Here is a 17,572-nt window from a genome sequence, read left to right as displayed (position 1 = left end):
ATAGATGTCTGAAGCATCTATGGGAGTGACTGATCAGAAATCCAGCGGCGTGAACAAGCCGCTGTTCCTGATCTCGGGCGGGTTCATCGCCCTTTTCTGTCTGGCAGCATTGGTCAATCTTGACGCGCTGTCGGCAGCTGTGGACTGGGGCTTCAACGTCTCGGCCACGTATTTCGGTCTGTACTGGCAGGTTCTGCTTCTGGCGACCTTCTTGATTGGTCTGGTTCTGTGCGTGCTGCCCGGTGGCCGTGCGATCATGGGCGGGCTTGCCGCGCCCGAGTTCACCACCTTCCAGTGGGGCTCGATGATCATGTGTACGCTTCTGGCCGGTGGCGGTGTGTTCTGGGCCGCTGGCGAGCCGATTGCACACTTCCTGTCCTCGCCGCCGTTGTTCGGTGCCGAAGGTGGGACCGTTGATGCGGTAAACGGTGCGATTGCACAAAGCTTCATGCACTGGGGTTTCCTGGCGTGGGCGATCCTTGGCTCGCTGTCGACCGTGATGCTGATGCACTACCACTATGAAAAAGGTCTGCCGCTTGCCCCGCGCACGCTGCTGTACCCGGTCTTTGGCGACAAGATCCACGGCCCGATCGGCTTGATCGCGGATGCGGCGTCGATCATCGCCGTTGTGGCAGGTACTGTTGGCCCGATCGGCTTCTTGGGTCTGCAGGTCGCTTACGGTCTGGATGACCTCTTTGGCATCCCGAACGGTTTCGCCACGCAGTTCCTGGTGATTGCAGGTCTTGTCGGCATCTACACGATCTCGGCGATGACCGGTCTGTCGCGCGGCATTCAGCTGCTGTCAAAGATCAACGTGATCCTTGCCGCAGTGCTTCTGGTCTTCGTCCTGGTTGCAGGTCCGACCGGGTTCATCTTCGGCTCGTTCTTCTCGGGCTTCGGCACCTATATCGCCAACTTCTTCCAGATGGCGCTGTACCGCGGTGACGCAGGTCTGTTCGGAGCACCCGGCTGGCTGGGTTGGTGGACCGTGTTCTTCTGGGGCTGGTTCATGGGCTATGGCCCGCTGATGGCAATGTTCATCGCCCGCGTATCACGCGGCCGTTCGATCCGCTCGATCATCATCATGCTGTCGATCATCGCTCCGATCGTGACCAACTTCTGGTTCACCATCATCGGCGGCACCGGCATCTCGATGGAGCTGGCAGAAACTGGCACGATCTCGAAAGCGTTCGAAGGGTTCAACCTGCCGGCAGCGCTGTTGGCGATCACCTCGAACCTGCCGCTGGGCTTCCTTGTCTCGCTGATGTTCCTGATCCTGACCACGATTTTCGTGGCCACGACCGGCGACTCGATGAGCTATGTGATCTCGGCCACGATGAGCGACGGTGACAACCCGCCCGCAATGGTACGTGTCTTCTGGGGCACCGCCATGGGCGTCATGGCTGTGATTTTGATCTCGGTCGGGTCCGGAGGCGTATCTAAACTGCAAAGCTTCATCGTTGTGACCGCCGTACCGGTGTCGCTGATCTTGCTGCCGTCGCTGTGGGATGCCCTGCGCATCACGCTGGCAAAAGGCAAAGAAAGCTAATCAAGACGGGGCGCCTTCGGGCGCCCCTGACCCCCGCGCATCTCTGGCCCTGTTCGACGTAAAGCCGGAAATGCTCTATTGTCCTGACTGCAAAGGCCAAGAGAATGAACACCATAACTCGCCGTGATCCCGAACTGGTCATGCGCCTTGCGCGCCTCGGTTCCATTCACCAATCACGCCTGTCCTTCATGCGCGTGCTGACTCGTCGTCTGGCCCGTGAAGGCTGGCGGTTCGAGAAGACCGCATTCAACGTAAATGACGCAGGCGAAGGCCACGCGGTCTATACCGCCTATGGCCCCGACCGCGCTTATTCGCTGATCGCCTATGCCCACGACCTGCCGCCTGAGAAACGCTCGGACCGGGTTATCGCAGACGCATGGGATGCCACTTTCACCCTGTTTGATGGTGTGCCGACCGCCGACGACATCGAACGTTTGTCGCATAACATTCCGGTTCAGGAAGCGGGCCGTGTGTCGGGGACGGAGCTGTCCGTATCTCGCGCCAACCGCTCGGTCCGCCTGTGGGAGCACGTGGTGTCCAACCTAGCCGAGGGCAACCAGCCCGACATCGACCAGATCAAGGCTGTCGGATATCTGATGCGCACCACTGCGGTCTATGGCTCCGGCAAACTGGGTGCCGCCGATCGCGAGATGATCGCCGACCGCCCCGAATTCCGCGCGCCGTTCCAAGTCGAGATGCTGTCGGTCTATCTGACCCGCTGGTTCGTGCTGGATCTGGTGCAACACATGGCCGACCGCCGTGCCGCAGCCGGTGGGCGCGAAGCTGCTCAGCTGTCGCCCGAGATCGGGCGCGCTATGGGGATCGGCAACTCGACCGGTCTAGGCATGGCACCGTTCCTGCTGAACCACCCGGTTCTGTTTAACAACTGGGTCGCCGCCCGCGAGAACGCCATCCAGACGGTGCGTAAGCTTGAGAAAGCCAGCGCGGACGAGATTGCACTGTTCAAGTCACTGATTGCACGCAGCAAGATCACCATCGACGGCTGGCATTCCGAGCATCCGATCCAGATCGAGAAGCTTAAGAATCTTAACGCGGACGTCGCCAAGGTGGATGCCTATTTGGCGGGCGCAGACCTGACCTCGGGCCAGCCGTGGGACGCGCTGTATCGTTGGGCGGAAGAGAACCTGTCACTTGAGGGGCAGGAATGGATCGCTTCGCTGATCTTGGAACCTTATGGTGCACTTGTTGATAGCTATGCTCAGGATATGGCCGCTGACAACACCGCCACCTTCCGTATCGCTGGGGCGATGACTGTTGGCGATTTGCGTGCACTGCTGACCGACATCTATTCTTGGGCAATCGACACCAACTGGCAGGCCCCGGAAAACCGCGCCCGTGCGTGGTATGTATCGGAAGAAAAGCTTGAACCCCGTCTGGGTGAGCGTTTCGAAGAACCAATCGAGGAGTATGAGCAGCCGCTGGCCCCCGGTCGGGATGCCGCGCAATTGTTCAACGCTTTGACCCATTGGCCGGACGAAGCACAAGTTGCCGACTTCCTTCTGCGCCACCCGGAACACCGCCACGTGCTGCGCCGTGCCCAGATCGTTGGTCGTGCCCCGTATGCAGAGATCCGCGACAACACGATCTCGGATCATGTGCTGCCCATCGACATGCTGCGCTGCAAGCTGGCTTTTTTTGGCGCCACGCAGTTCGACCCGCGTTCGGATCGCTGGGTACGGATTTGCATGTATGGCAACGCGCCACTGCCCACCGAACTGACACAGGACAACGCCGATTTCTGGGTTTTCCCCGACACCGAGCCCAAGCTTGAGGAGGGCGTCGCATGAGCCACTCGCTGAACGAAATCGAGGCCATGAGCAAACGCGCTGCGCGCGGTGCCGGGCTGTCTTGGGGTCTGTCGGAAGAGGCGGCAAAAGGCACACGCTGGCTGTCCGCCTTCGGCTTTCCCGGTACGGAAATGCTGGCCGAGCTATTGGTCATGAACGACAGGATCCCTCCGATTGATGTGTCGCCCGTGTCGCTGAGTGCCGATATCTGGCACGCGCCGACCCGCCGGATGAGCCCCCTGATCGCAGGTGCCTCGCTGTCCGACTGTGCGGTGCGCCTGTTGGAACGCGGGACCATCACCATGAAAGACGTCAGCCTGCCATTGCTGGCCGTGCCATTCATGGGCGGCGCCGCGCTGCGTCTTGGTGTGCCCGTGGCCGCCGAATGGGACGGTGCGCGGGTTGCCACCGACGGCAAGCAGCTGTGCGTTCAGGGCGACGCCGATGCGCTTCGTGCCAAGCATGCCAGCCAGTTGGTCTTCTCGGCTCCGGCTGAAATGGCTGGCAGACGCGAACCCGTGATGCGTGCCGAGGTTTGCGAAAGCAGCTGGGAACAACTGGGCGGCTTTGCCCACCGTACCTTTGCCCCCGCCACCGAAGAAAGCCGCCTGCGCGGTGCGGGTGCCGGGGTCAGCGACAACGACTGATATCTTGACTGGGGGCGGGATGCTGCCCCCATCAAACGACTGATAAAAAAGAAAGAAAAATGATGACCGCCACTGAAACACTCTCGCTCTCAGAAATCGAAACCCTTGCCTTTGACGCGCTGGTCAAGGCGGGCACCTCGGAAGAAAACGCGCGCCCCTTGGCCGTCGCAACGGCGATGACCGAGGCCGATGGCGTTGCTTCGCACGGGCTGGCTTATATTCCGATCTACGCCCAGCACGTCGAGTGCGGCAAGGTGGATGGTCAGGCCAAACCCGTGGTCGAACAGCCCCGCCCTGCGGTTGTGACTGTGGACGCCGCCACTGGCTTTGCTCACAGCGCGATTGATCTTGGCTTTGAAAAGCTAATCCCGCTGGCGAAAGAGATGGGCGTGGCGGTTCTGGCCGTAAACAACTCGTATAACTGTGGCGTTCTGGGCGTGCACACGCAGCGTCTGGCGCAGGCTGGCTTGATGGGCATCGGCTTCACCAACGCACCCGCGTCGATTGCCCCTTCGGGTGGTGCGAAGCCAGTGGTTGGCACCAACCCGTTCTCAATCTCGGCCCCCGATGCCGACGGCAATGCCGCGCTTCTGATCGACCAATCGGCCAGCACCATCGCCAAAAGCGAAGTGATGAAGCACGCCCGCGAAGGCAAGCCGGTTCCGGAAGGCTGGGTGCTGGATGCAGACGGTCAGCCCACCACTGACCCCGAGGCCGGGCTGAAGGGCTCGATGGTGCCGTCGGGCGACTATAAGGGCGTCGGCGTTGCGCTGACCGTGGAACTGATGGCTGCGGCCATGGCAGGCGCCACGCTGGGATCAGTCGCCAGCCCGTTCTCGGGCACCGCAGGTGGTCCGCCCAAAACCGGCCAGTTCTTCATCGCGATTGACCCGGAAGCCACATCCGGTGGTCTGTTCCAGGAAAAACTGGCAGCTCTGATTGCCTCGTTCCGCGATCAAGACGGTGCACGTCTGCCGGGTGACGGTCGTCAGGCCGCCCGTATCCGCGCCGCGAAAGAGGGCGTGGCCGTGAACGCCGCGCTGCTCGAAAAAGTACGCGCGCTCGTCTAAACAAATTGACCTTCCGCAGGTGATCAACATGCGGAAGGTCGTTTTGCCTCTCGGGAGGCGTATCAGGTACCGGCGCTTGCGAAATCAAAAGCGCACGAAGGCGAACGTTACCGCCGTTTAGGGGTATCGTTCCCATTGCGCGCTGCAGCGCGTGCACGGTTTTTCTTGCTGCTTGCCTTGCCCTTAGGGGGCGGGGGGCCTTTGGGGCCGTCCTTGCGGGGCTTAGCTTTTCCGCGTTCGGATGTGCCGTACGCCGCTTTCGATTTACCCTTAGGTTTATCGTCCGAGGACCTCCGAGGTGCCACAGCGTCATGCGCCCCGGCATCGGTGCTTTTTGTCTTCGGCCCTTTTGTGCGTGGCTTGCGATCTTCGGGTTTGGGCTTGCGACGCTTCGGCGAAGGCGCGTCATTCCAGTCAACCGGCGGAGTGTTGCCCTTGCGGTGACGCGGCTTTCCAGGTTTGTCAAAGTCGCGTTTCGGCCGTTTGAACTCTGGTACATCGGGCGCGCCGTCAAGCCGCACAATTTCCTTTGTTTTCTCGATCCGCATGCCCGACCCGATGGCCGACACAAAACCATCCACAGCGCTTTCACGAATTTCGATATAGGACTGGTCATCCGCGATGCGAATGGCGCCAATTTCGTCTTTCGTGATCTTGCCCGCCTTGCAGATCATGGGCAGCAAATGACGTGGCGACGCGTTTTGGTTGCGGCCTTCCGAAATCGAGAACCACACACTGGGACCGAACGCCGCTTTGGGCTTCCGTTTCTGATCCGTGACTGTCTGCAATTCCTCGGGGGCCGAGTGGCGGATTTTGTATTGCCGCAGATAGGCCGCAGCCAGCTGTTCTGGCGTGAATTTTTCAACAAGTTGCGCAACGGCGGACTGTTCGCTGTCGGCAATCTCGACCGCCCAGTCATCCGAGGCCAGCATCCGCTGCTCGTCGCGTCCATGCACCGCTTCGGCCGAGGGGCCAGGGCCCCATTCAGCGTTCAGTTTGGCAAACTTCAGAATGCGTTCTGCCTTCTTGCGCGCCGACGGCACGACGACCAGCGCGCTTACGCCCTTGCGTCCGGCCCGGCCGGTCCGGCCCGAGCGGTGCAGAAGGGTTTCGTGGCTGCTGGGCAGTTCGGCATGAACCACAAGATCCAAGTTGGGCAGGTCGATGCCGCGCGCGGCGACATCGGTCGCTACGCAGACCCGCGCACGACCGTCGCGCATCGCCTGAAGCGCATTGGAACGTTCGCTTTGGGTCAACTCGCCAGACAGGGCCACAACCGCAAAGCCACGGTTCGACAGACGCGTGGTCAGTCGCGAGACCATCGCACGGGTGTTACAGAACACGATCGAGTTCGGCGCTTCGTAATAGCGCAGCACATTGATGATCGCGTGCTCATTGTCTTGGGCGGCGACGGTCATGGCGCGATACTCGATATCGCTGTGCTGTTTCTGCTCGCCAACGGTTGAGACGCGTTCAGCGTCGCGCTGATAGCTTTTGGCAAGCTTGGTGATTGCGTTGGGTACCGTGGCCGAGAACAGCAGCGTCTGACGGTCAGACGGCGTTTCTTCAAGAATGAACTCAAGATCTTCGCGGAACCCCAGATCCAGCATCTCGTCAGCTTCGTCCAACACGACGGCACGGATTTGTGTCAGGTCGATGGATCCGCGCATGATGTGGTCGCGCAGACGCCCCGGCGTGGCGACAACAACATGTGTGCCCCGTGCCAAGGCGCGGCGCTCGTCGCGCATATCCATACCGCCTACGCAGGATGCCAGAAATGCGCCCGCATCGGCATAGAGCCAGCTAAGTTCACGTTTCACCTGCATGGCCAGTTCACGTGTTGGGGCGATGACCAACGCAAGCGGCGCACCTGACGCGCCGAAAGTGTCTTCGTCCCCAAGCAGTGTCGGCGCGATGGCCAGCCCGAACCCAATCGTCTTGCCCGATCCAGTCTGGGCCGATACCAACAGGTCACGACCTTCCAGATCCGGATTGGTGACCGCCTGCTGAACAGGGGTCAAAGTATCATAGCCCTTGCGGGCAAGCGCAGCTGCGATGGTTTTTTTCACGACTAAGGTTCTTTGTATGTCCTGGCTGGCGCAAGCCCGCTGCCTGTGCCTTGTCCTAGGTTAAGGGTGCGGTCTATCGGGTGAAGAGGGGTTTGTATAGGTGTAGACGCCCTGTTGTTTCAGCAATTGGCGTGATTGCGGCGAAGAAAAAGATGTTCTCTGGGCTCTGATATCGAATTGACTGAGGATGCCCAATGCGGTGCTTGCTTCATCGCACCTCAGTCGCATAATTCATTCAATCAGATGAACCAGCTCCTCTCTCGTGTCAGACCCAAATCCTGATGGTAGGCAAGACGCGGAAAATCCGGCTATGGACGCTAGAAGGCGCGCGGAATGGTTTGAAATTATGCGCAGACAAGAATGTCGCAACAACGCTCGAGGGGTAAGCTATGAGCACTTTTGACGAAGACCTGTTTCTGAAGGGGCTAGAACAACGCAAATCCACGCTCGGCGCAGAGTATGTGGAAAAGAACCTAGCCGCTGCAGACGACTTTACCCGCCCATTTCAAGAGGCGATGACCGCATGGTGCTGGGGCTTCGGCTGGGGGGACGACGTGATCGACGCCAAAACCCGTTCGATGATGAATCTGTCGATGATCGGCGCCTTGGGCAAAATGCATGAATGGGAGCTTCACTGCCGCGGGGCCATCAACAACGGTGTCACCCAAGAAGAAATCCGCGCGATCATTCATGTGATCGGGATCTATTGTGGCGTGCCTCAGGCGTTGGAATGCTTCCGGGCTGCGCGCAAAGTGCTTGAGGAAAACGCGTCCGCGGGGTGATCCGCTGAACCCAGCCTGCTCAGCAGAAAGCAGTTTTGGCCAAGCCACCCTTGATGTACCGTATTCAACGGTGGCTTTGTCTCGGCCTTTCTGTCGACGCGAAATTCGTTGCGTGCCAGGGGGTCGGGTTAAAGCCCCAGCGATACCCACAGCACCTTCGCATCTTCCGCACTGGTTGAAATCAGCCCGTGCCCCATGCGTGCGTCGTAGTAAACAGAATCGCCCGGACCCAGCTGTAGAGGCCGATAATGCTCTGTCACCAGAGTTAGTTCACCTGACAGGACAAACATGAACTCTTCGCCATTGTGGCGCACCCAATCATCATATTCGGAAACCTCGCGCGCCGTGACAGTCGAGATATAGGGAACCATACTTTTCGAGGTCAGCTCGTTGCACAGCAATTCATGCGTATAGGTCGGCGTCTTCTTGATCTCGCCTTGGCCTGCACGGGTATAGTCGCGACGACCAGAAATGTCCGCTTTTGCGGATTGCAGGAACAGTTGTGGGGTCTCAAGTTCTAGCGTCTGCATGAGGCGCCGTATGATGTCGAAACTGGGCCGGGTCTGGTTGTTTTCGATCTTTGACAGGGTTGAGCGGCCGATCCCAGCAGCCCGCGCAGTGTCTTCCAATGTCAGCCCTTTGGCCTTCCGTGCTTCTCGAATCATGCGACCCATGGCTTCGCCATCCGGTGCTTCCGCTGGCTCATTGCCGGTTTGCGATGCGCTATTCGTGTCGGTCTCCAAGCTTACCTCCCGTCAATTTCCCCTTATTCCCTCGCAGCTTAGTAATTGCTCACAAAGCTGTCAAAGTATCCCGCCGCACACAATTCTTGCAAAGGGCACAGAAGTTTCCTATGAGAAACAAGAAATCCCGAATAGGAAACTATTCCACAAAGATACGCATTTCTGAATGTAAGCGGGAGCGGAGGACCAGATGTTTGACCTTATCGTGATCGGAGCCGGCCCCGGTGGCTATGTCGCCGCCATCCGTGCCGCACAGCTGGGACTAAAGGTTGCCTGTGTCGAAGGGCGTGGGTCCTTGGGTGGCACCTGTCTGAACGTTGGCTGCATCCCCTCTAAGGCGCTTCTGACGTCTTCTGGAAAATATGCCGAGCTGTCGCATCTGGCGGCGCATGGGATCGCCGTCGAAGGGGCTTCTCTGGATCTGGGTGCCATGATGGCGCGTAAAGACAAGGTCGTAGGCGATCTGACCAAAGGCATCGCCTTCCTGTTCAAAAAGAACGGGGTAGAGTTGATCGAGGGCTGGGCGACCATTCCCGCTGCTGGTCAGGTCAAGGTGGGCGACACGGTTCACGAAACAAAGAACATCTTGATCGCAACCGGGTCTGAGCCGACCCCTCTGCCGGGCGTCGAGATTGACGAGGTAGACGTGCTCAGCTCGACCGGCGCACTGGCGCTGGATGCCGTGCCCGAGCATCTGGTGGTGATCGGCGCTGGCGTCATCGGTCTGGAACTGGGTCAAGTCTGGGCGCGCCTGGGGGCCAAGGTGACCGTGGTCGAATATCTAGACCGCATCCTGCCCGGCATTGACGGCGAGATCGCGAAGCTGGCGCAGCGCGCCCTGTCAAAGCGCGGGCTGAAATTCCAACTAGGCCGCGCGGTGAAAGCTGTTGATGCGGGCGAGGGTGGCTTGTCCCTGACCGTTGAACGCGTCGGCAAAGACACATTGGATATCATTGAGGCCGACAAGGTTCTGGTCGCCATTGGCCGTCGCCCCGTCACCCGCGGTCTGGGGTTGGAAGCGCTGGGCGTTGAGGTCAACGAGCGCGGTTTCATCCCGGTGGATGGCACATTCCAAAGCTCGGTCCCCGGCATCTATGCGATCGGCGATTGCGTGCCCGGCCCGATGCTGGCGCATAAAGCGGAAGAAGACGGCGTGGCCTGCGTTGAAACTCTGGCTGGTCTGAAAGGCCACGTGGATTACGGCAAAGTACCGGGCGTTGTTTACACCGATCCCGAGGTCGCCTCGGTCGGGGCCACCGAAGAAGCGCTGAAAGACGCGGGCACCGACTTTATCAGCGGCAAGTTTACCTTCATGGCGAACTCGCGCGCGCGCTCGACCGGGGAAACGGACGGCGCGGTCAAGGTTCTGGCTAGTCCGGACGGCGTGCTATTGGGCGCACATATTTGCGGTGCCCATGGCGGCGATCTGATCGCCGAGCTGGTCTTGGCGATGACGAAGGGTGCGACACTCACGGACGTGGCGGCCAGCTGCCACGCGCACCCCTCGATGGCCGAAGCCGTTAAAGAAGCCTGTCTGGACGCGCTGGGCCGCGCCATTCACGCGTAAGGGGGCGACGATGAACCAGATCCCCCGCCTGCGTCACCCCGAAAAGGCGCACAAGCCCGACAGCGCGATCCCGCGTAAACCCAGCTGGATTCGCAAAAAGAAGATCGAAAGCGCCGAGTATTACGAGACCCGTCGCCTGATGCGCGACCATGATCTGGTCACCGTCTGTGAAGAGGCCGCGTGCCCCAATGCGGGCGAATGCTGGTCCAAGCGTCACGCCACCATGATGATCATGGGCGAGATCTGTACCCGAGGGTGCAGCTTCTGCAACGTGTCGACTGGTCGTCCGGATGCGCTGGATGCGTTCGAGCCGGGCCGCGTCGCTGCAGCGGTGAAAAAACTGGGCTTGCGTCACGTGGTGATCACCTCGGTCGATCGGGACGATCTGGCCGATGGCGGGGCAGGGCATATTGCTCAGACCATCCGCGCCGTACGCCACCAGAACCCTGGCACCACGGTTGAAGTTCTGACCCCGGACTTTCTGGGCAAGGGCGATGCGGCGGACGATGTATTCGACGCTGCACCCGATGTCTTCAACCACAATCTGGAAACCGTCCCGCGCCTGTATCCGACGGTGCGCCCCGGCGCGCGCTATTATCAGTCGCTGCGCCTTCTGGACGATGCCAAACGCGCCAACCCTGGCCTTTTCACCAAGTCCGGCTTGATGGTTGGTCTGGGCGAAACGATGGCCGAGGTGAAACAGGTGATGGACGACCTGCGCGCCGCGAATGTCGATTTCCTGACTGTGGGGCAGTACCTGCAGCCCACCGCCAAACATCACAAGATCGACCGGTTCTGGACGCCGGAAGAGTTCGAAAGCCTGGAGCAAGCCGCCCGCGCCAAGGGGTTCCTTGGGGTCTCGGCAACACCACTCACGCGATCATCGTTCCATGCTGACGAAGACTTTGCCGCCTTAAAGCAAGCCCGCGATGGCGCGCTTGCGGCAGGGGCATAACCGAAACGCGCAGGCCCATGTCGGGCCGAATTCACTGGGAGGAAACCATGGAAGCGTTAAATTCAATCGTAGGAGCCATCAATGGCGTCGTCTGGGGGCCGCTGATGCTGGTCCTTATTCTGGGCGTCGGCTTCTTCCTGCAGGTCGGCCTGAAGTTCATGCCGATCCTGAAGCTGGGCACAGGCTTTGGTCTGCTGTTCCAAGGCCGTTACAGCCAAGGCGAAGGCCAGATCAGCCCATTCAACGCGCTGATGACCTCGCTGTCGGCGACCATCGGTACGGGTAACATTGCCGGTGTGGCCACCGCTGTCTTCTTGGGCGGTCCGGGCGCATTGTTCTGGATGTGGATGACCGCCCTGGTAGGCATGGCCACCAAATACGGCGAAGCCGTTCTGGCCGTGAAATACCGCGAGCAAGATGAGCTGGGCAACTATGTTGGTGGCCCGATGTACTACATCAAAAACGGTCTGGGCGCGAAATGGGCTTGGCTGGGCGTTGCCTTCGCTTTGTTCGGTGCCATTGCTGCCTTCGGCATCGGCAACGGTGTGCAGGCCAATGGTGTTGCACAGGTTCTGGAAGCCAACTTTGGCCTGAACACCTCGGTCACCGGCGTAGTTCTGATGATCCTGACCGCAGCTGTTATCCTTGGCGGCATCACCCGCATCGGTGCGGTTGCTGGTAAACTGGTTCCGTTCATGGCCGTGGCTTACATCGTCGCCGGTCTGCTGGTTCTGCTGATCAACATCGGCAATATCGGTTCGGCCTTGTCGCTGGTCTTTACCCACGCCTTCACCCCTTCGGCTGCCGAAGGTGGCTTTGCAGGTGCGGCTGTCTGGATGGCGATCCGCTTTGGTGTGGCACGTGGTGTCTTCTCGAACGAAGCCGGTCTGGGCTCGGCCCCGATCGCACACGCTGCTGCATCGACCAAAGGTCCGGTAAACCAAGGTCTGATCGCCATGCTGGGCACGTTCATCGACACCATCATCGTGTGCTCGATCACTGGTCTGGCCATCATCTCGTCGGGCGCTTGGACCTCGGGCGAAAGCGGTGCGGCTCTGACGTCGTTGGCATTTGAAAGCACCCTGCCGGGCATCGGCGGCTATCTGATCGCCGTCGCTCTGTCGATCTTCGCCTTCACCACCATCCTTGGCTGGTCGTTCTATGGCGAAAAGTGCGTGGGCTTCCTGGCCGGTCACAAGATCCTGCCAGTCTATCGCATCGCTTGGATCGTGATGATCTATTTCGGCGCAACCGCGGATCTGGGCTTCATCTGGCTCTTGGCTGATACGCTGAACGCCATGATGGCCATTCCGAACCTGATCGCCTTGGCCCTGCTGAGCCCGGTTATCTTCAAGCTGACGAAAGAGTTTTTCGCCAGCAACGGAGCTTCGGAAGAAGGTGGCACAACGCCTGCCGAATAAGATTGACCCCGGGGGCGGCGCGGGTCGCCCCCGGACCCTCCAATTCCTTTCGTTAGGAGAGAGACAATGACAAGCAAGATCCTGCTGCCCATTGATCACACCGATGATCGTTCGTGGAAGAAAGCCCTGCCGTTTGCTCTGGAACAGGCGAAATTCTATGGGGCCGAACTGCACGCCGTGTCGGTCATCCCCGAGATCATCCTGCTGCCCAACCTGCCCGCAAACTATGGTGCAGGGGCCAAGGACCACGTGACGGGCGCCGTCAAAGCGATCCTCGATGCAGGTGGTGCTTCTGACGTGCCTGTTCACATTGAAGAAGGCAGCGTTTACCGTGAGATTCTGAAGCTTGCTCACAAAGAAGGCTTTGATCACATCATTATGGCCTCTGCGAAGGGTGACTTCCCGAATTTCGAAATCGGCCCAAACCTTGCACGGGTCGTGCGCAATGCACATTGCACCGTGTCGGTCGTTCGCGACTGAACCAGAAAAACAAACTGACAGGAGGCGCGGCCATGACCGACACCCCCAAACGCACACCGCTTTATGATCTGCATGTCGAACTCGGCGGCAAGATGGTTGATTTCGCTGGCTGGGAAATGCCCGTTCAGTATCCGATGGGGATCATGGGCGAGCATAAGCATTGCCGCGAGAAAGCCGCGCTTTTTGATGTCAGCCACATGGGTCAGGTGATCCTGAAGGGCGACAACATCGGCGAGAAGCTCGAGGCGATCTGCCCGCAGGCCTATGCCACGCTGAAAGAAGGCAAGGCGCGTTACGGCTTCTTCACCAACGAAGACGGCGGCATCATGGATGACCTGATCGTATCGAACGCAGGTGATCATTTCTTTGTCGTGGTGAACGCGTCCATGCGTCATCAAGACATCCCGCACATGGCTGCCAATCTGGACGGTGTCGAAGTGACCGAGATCTTCGACCGTGCTCTGGTTGCCGTCCAAGGCCCCAAGGCCGAAGACGTGGTGGGCGAACTTTGCCCCGCCGCCCGTGACCTGACCTTCATGGAAACCACCGTCGCAGACATCAACGGTGTCGAATGCCGCATCTCGCGTCTGGGTTATACCGGCGAAGATGGCTACGAGATTTCGATCCCTGAAGATCAGGCCGAGGCTGTAGCTCGTGCCTTCCTGGCCCATGACGACTGCGAACCTGCTGGTCTGGGTGCTCGCGATAGCCTGCGTCTGGAAGCTGGCCTTTGCCTCTATGGTAATGACATCGATCAGTCGACCTCTCCGATCGAGGCAAGCCTAAGCTGGGCGATCCAGAAGCGTCGCAAGGAAGAAGGCGGTTTCCCGGGTGCAGACCGCATCCAGCGTGAGCTGGCCGAAGGTGCCGCGAAGAAGCTGGTGGGCATCAAGCCCGAAGGCCGTGCCCCCGCCCGTCAGCACGTGGAAATCCAGAGTGCGGAAGGCAACACCATCGGCGAAATCACCTCGGGCAGCTTTGGTCCGACCGTCGGCGGCCCGGTTGCCATGGGCTATGTGGCCAAGGGCCACGGCGAGGTTGGCGAGAAAGTGAACCTTATCATTCGCGGCAAGGCTCAGCCTGCCGAAATCGTATCGCTGCCCTTCGTGCAGCAGAACTACAAACGCTAAGACAGGGGACTTCCTGATATGACAACTTATTACTCGGAAGAGCACGAATGGATCACCGTTGAGGGCGACATTGCCACCATCGGCATCACCCAACACGCCGCTGACCAGCTGGGCGAAATCGTCTTTGTTGAACAGCGCGAAAAAGGCGACGAGTTCGAAAAGGGCGACGAAATCGGCGTGATCGAAAGCGTCAAAGCCGCATCGGAAATTTACGCCCCCGTTGACGGTGAAGTGGTCGAGGCCAACGGCGCGTTGGAAGACACCCCAGGTGCCCTGAACGAGAACCCTGAAGGCGACGCTTGGATCTACAAGGTCAAGCTGGCCGACGCCTCGCAGCTGGAAGATCTGATGGATCTGGACGGCTATAAAGCCCTGATCGGCTAAGAACAGACTGCCCGCCGGACCACAACCGGCGGGCCCAATCCCCCCTGCACGAGGATCAAAGCATGGCCTTCAAACTGACCGACTACGAAGCCTATGACTTCGCCAACCGCCGCCATATCGGGCCCAGCCCGACCGAGATGCGCGACATGCTGAAAGTGATCGGCTTCAAGACGCTTGATGAACTGATCGACGCAACGGTTCCGCCCGCAATCCGTCAGGAAGAGGCACTGGACTGGGGCGCTGCCATGTCGGAACGCGATGCGCTTTTCCACATGAAACAGGTGGCGTCGAAGAACAAGGTTCTGACCTCGCTGATCGGGCAGGGGTATTACGGCACCACGACGCCCGCGCCCATCTTGCGCAATATTCTGGAAAACCCGGCTTGGTACACGGCCTACACGCCTTACCAGCCTGAGATTTCGCAAGGCCGTTTGGAAGCCCTTCTGAACTATCAGACCATGGTGTCGGATATGACCGGTCTGGAAATCGCCAACGCCTCGCTTTTGGATGAAGCCACGGCTGCCGCTGAAGCCATGACTATGGCGCATCGCGGCTCGCGCTCGAAAGCCAACAATGCGGCGTTCTTCGTGGACAAGAACTGTCACCCGCAGACCATCGCCGTGATCAAAACCCGCGCCGAGCCTCTGGGCATCGACGTGCAGGTTGCTGATCCCGATGCGCTGGACGCAGGCGCCGTGTTCGGTGCGATCTTCCAGTATCCGGGCACCGAAGGGCACGTGCGCGACTTCACCAAAGAAATCGAAGCCCTGCACGAGCACAAAGCAATCGCTGTTGTGGCCGCTGACATTCTGGCGCTGGCGCTGCTGAAGTCGCCGGGTGAAATGGGCGCCGACATCGCCGTGGGTTCGACCCAGCGTTTCGGCGTTCCTATGGGCTATGGTGGTCCGCACGCTGCCTATATGGCGACGACTGACAAGCTGAAGCGCGCCATGCCGGGCCGTATCATCGGCGTCTCGATCGATGCGCGTGGCAACAAAGCCTATCGTCTGGCGCTGCAAACCCGCGAACAGCACATCCGTCGTGAAAAAGCGAACTCGAACGTCTGCACTGCACAGGCTTTGCTGGCTGTGATCGCCTCGATGTACGCTGTGTATCACGGCCCTGATGGCATCAAGGCAATTGCCCAGTCGGTGCACCGCAAAACATCGCGTCTGGCTGCTGGTCTGGAAGAGCACGGCTTTTCGGTCGAGCCGGAAGTCTTCTTCGACACCATCACCGTCGAGGTCGGCCCGCTGCAGAAAACCGTTATGGAGGCCGCAGTTGCCCGTGGCGTCAACCTGCGCAAAGTGGGTGAAACCAAGGTTGGCATCAGCCTTGATGAACAGACCCGTGCGGAAACCATCGAAGCTGTCTGGGGTGCCTTTGGTATCGATCGCAAGGATGACAGCTCGAAAGTGGCGTACAGACTGCCAGATTATGCGCTGCGTGAAAGCGCCTATCTGACCCACCCGATCTTCCACCTGAACCGCGCAGAGGCCGAGATCACGCGTTATATGCGCCGTCTGGCTGACCGCGATTTGGCTCTGGACCGTGCGATGATCCCACTGGGGTCCTGCACCATGAAGCTGAATGCGACGATCGAGATGATCCCGGTCACATGGCCGGAATTCGGCAACCTCCACCCGTTCTGCCCGGAAGATCAGGCCGAAGGCTATCACGAGATGATCGCCGACCTGAACGACAAGCTGTGCCAGATCACCGGCTATGACGCGATCTCGCAGCAGCCGAACTCGGGTGCGCAGGGTGAATATGCAGGCCTTCTGACCATCCGCAACTATCACGCGGCACGTGGCGAAGCGCACCGCAACATCTGCCTGATCCCGACCTCGGCGCATGGAACCAACCCGGCGTCTGCGCAGATGGTGGGCTATAAGGTTGTGGTCGTGAAATCGGATGACGATGGCAACATCGATTTGGAAGATTTCCGCTCGAAGGCGATCCAGCACTCGGACGATCTTGCGGCCTGCATGATCACCTATCCGTCGACCCACGGTGTGTTCGAAGAAACCGTGCAAGAGGTTTGCCAGATCACCCATGATCACGGCGGTCAGGTCTATATCGACGGCGCCAACATGAACGCCATGGTCGGCCTTGCCCGTCCGGGCGATGTGGGCGGCGACGTCAGCCACCTGAACCTGCACAAAACCTTCTGCATTCCGCATGGCGGGGGCGGCCCCGGCATGGGTCCGATCGGTGTGAAAGCCCACCTGACCGAGCATCTGCCCGGTCACCCGGAATACGGCACTGCCGTTGGTCCGGTGTCGGCCGCACCCTTTGGCTCGCCCTCGATTCTTCCTGTCAGCTGGGCTTATGTGCTGCTGATGGGCGGTGCGGGTCTGACCCAGGCCACCAAGGTTGCGATCCTGAACGCCAACTATATCGCGGCGCGTCTGCAGGATGGCTACAACATTCTGTACACGTCCAAGACCGGGCGTGTGGCGCACGAGTGTATCCTTGATACCCGCCCGTTGGCAGATGACGGCAACGTAACGGTGGATGACGTGGCTAAGCGTCTGGTCGACAGCGGCTTCCACGCGCCGACCATGTCGTGGCCGGTAGCTGGTACGCTGATGGTCGAGCCGACGGAAAGCGAACCCAAGGCCGAGCTGGATCGTTTCTGCGAGGCCATGCTGTCCATCCGGGCCGAAGCTCAGGACATCATCGACGGCAAGATCGATCCCGAAAACAACCCTCTGAAACATGCGCCGCACACGGTGCGTGATCTGGTGGGCGAATGGGATCGTCCGTACACCCGCGAACAGGCCTGCTTCCCTCCGGGTAACCTTGGTGTGGACAAGTACTGGCCGGTCGTTAACCGCGTGGACAACGCCTATGGCGACCGCAACCTGATCTGCACCTGTCCGCCGATGGACGCCTACGAAGACGACGCATAAACACTTCCCCCGCCCGGTCCCAATGGGGTCGGGCGGGGGCTCATAATGTCGT

General features: G+C 59.8%; 14 protein-coding genes. 12 read left to right on the top strand and 2 right to left on the bottom strand.

Going from position 1 to position 17,572, the window contains the following annotated elements; genetic code table 11:
• Positions 1-4 precede the first annotated feature (4 nt).
• From ACP15F_RS10335 to ACP15F_RS10320, 4 genes are all read left to right on the top strand, one after another.
• Complete coding sequence (locus tag ACP15F_RS10335) at positions 5-1,549, top strand: BCCT family transporter (RefSeq protein ID WP_424940710.1); 1,545 nt, start codon at positions 5-7, stop codon at positions 1,547-1,549.
• A gap of 104 nt (positions 1,550-1,653) precedes the next feature.
• The gene (locus ACP15F_RS10330; protein WP_424940709.1) at positions 1,654-3,357 is read left to right on the top strand and encodes a hypothetical protein; all 1,704 of its coding nucleotides are present in this window, start codon (positions 1,654-1,656) and stop codon (positions 3,355-3,357) included.
• Positions 3,354-4,004, top strand: coding sequence for a DUF3726 domain-containing protein (locus ACP15F_RS10325; protein ID WP_424940708.1), 651 nt, complete (start codon positions 3,354-3,356; stop codon positions 4,002-4,004). Before ACP15F_RS10330 ends, ACP15F_RS10325 begins: the two co-directional genes overlap by 4 nt.
• A 62-nt stretch (positions 4,005-4,066) precedes the next feature.
• Complete coding sequence (locus ACP15F_RS10320; RefSeq protein ID WP_424940970.1) at positions 4,067-5,074, top strand: Ldh family oxidoreductase; 1,008 nt, start codon at positions 4,067-4,069, stop codon at positions 5,072-5,074.
• A 107-nt stretch (positions 5,075-5,181) separates the two neighbouring features.
• On the opposite strand, the gene ACP15F_RS10315 is transcribed toward ACP15F_RS10320, so the two are convergent.
• Positions 5,182-7,143 (bottom strand): DEAD/DEAH box helicase, encoded by a 1,962-nt coding sequence (locus ACP15F_RS10315; protein ID WP_424940707.1) that lies wholly within the window; start codon positions 7,141-7,143, stop codon positions 5,182-5,184.
• A gap of 389 nt (positions 7,144-7,532) precedes the next feature.
• Between ACP15F_RS10315 and ACP15F_RS10310 the strand changes: the two genes are divergently transcribed.
• The gene (locus ACP15F_RS10310; RefSeq protein WP_424940706.1) at positions 7,533-7,925 is read left to right on the top strand and encodes a carboxymuconolactone decarboxylase family protein; all 393 of its coding nucleotides are present in this window, start codon (positions 7,533-7,535) and stop codon (positions 7,923-7,925) included.
• 128 nt (positions 7,926-8,053) lie between these two features.
• On the opposite strand, the gene ACP15F_RS10305 is transcribed toward ACP15F_RS10310, so the two are convergent.
• Positions 8,054-8,590 (bottom strand): helix-turn-helix domain-containing protein, encoded by a 537-nt coding sequence (locus ACP15F_RS10305; RefSeq protein ID WP_424940969.1) that lies wholly within the window; start codon positions 8,588-8,590, stop codon positions 8,054-8,056.
• Between the two features lie 268 nt (positions 8,591-8,858).
• Between ACP15F_RS10305 and lpdA the strand changes: the two genes are divergently transcribed.
• The 7 genes from lpdA (at position 8,859) to gcvP (ending at position 17,520) form a co-directional block, all read left to right on the top strand.
• Positions 8,859-10,235, top strand: a complete 1,377-nt coding sequence (gene lpdA / locus ACP15F_RS10300; protein WP_424940705.1) for a dihydrolipoyl dehydrogenase — start codon at positions 8,859-8,861, stop codon at positions 10,233-10,235.
• A 10-nt stretch (positions 10,236-10,245) separates the two neighbouring features.
• Positions 10,246-11,190: a lipoyl synthase gene (gene lipA, locus ACP15F_RS10295; RefSeq protein ID WP_424940704.1), complete on the top strand. Its 945-nt coding sequence runs from the start codon at positions 10,246-10,248 to the stop codon at positions 11,188-11,190.
• A gap of 47 nt (positions 11,191-11,237) precedes the next feature.
• A complete protein-coding gene (locus ACP15F_RS10290) occupies positions 11,238-12,611 on the top strand; it encodes an alanine/glycine:cation symporter family protein (RefSeq protein ID WP_424940703.1) in 1,374 nt (457 codons plus the stop codon).
• 66 nt (positions 12,612-12,677) lie between these two features.
• Positions 12,678-13,091 carry a universal stress protein gene (locus ACP15F_RS10285; RefSeq protein ID WP_424940702.1) on the top strand — a complete coding sequence of 138 codons (414 nt, stop codon included), beginning with the start codon at positions 12,678-12,680 and terminating at the stop codon, positions 13,089-13,091.
• Positions 13,092-13,123: 32 nt separating this feature from the next.
• The gene (gene gcvT / locus ACP15F_RS10280; RefSeq protein ID WP_424940701.1) at positions 13,124-14,221 is read left to right on the top strand and encodes a glycine cleavage system aminomethyltransferase GcvT; all 1,098 of its coding nucleotides are present in this window, start codon (positions 13,124-13,126) and stop codon (positions 14,219-14,221) included.
• 18 nt (positions 14,222-14,239) lie between these two features.
• A complete protein-coding gene (gcvH, locus tag ACP15F_RS10275) occupies positions 14,240-14,605 on the top strand; it encodes a glycine cleavage system protein GcvH (protein ID WP_424940700.1) in 366 nt (121 codons plus the stop codon).
• 62 nt (positions 14,606-14,667) lie between these two features.
• On the top strand, positions 14,668-17,520 hold the full coding sequence (gene gcvP, locus ACP15F_RS10270; protein ID WP_424940699.1) for an aminomethyl-transferring glycine dehydrogenase: 2,853 nt from the start codon (positions 14,668-14,670) through the stop codon (positions 17,518-17,520).
• Positions 17,521-17,572: the final 52 nt, after the last annotated feature.

The organism is Aliiroseovarius sp. S253 (assembly GCF_049800855.1).
Taxonomy (GTDB): domain Bacteria; phylum Pseudomonadota; class Alphaproteobacteria; order Rhodobacterales; family Rhodobacteraceae; genus Aliiroseovarius.
The sequence above is the reverse complement of the archived record's forward strand: the minus strand, read 5'-3'. Positions and strand labels throughout refer to the sequence as shown.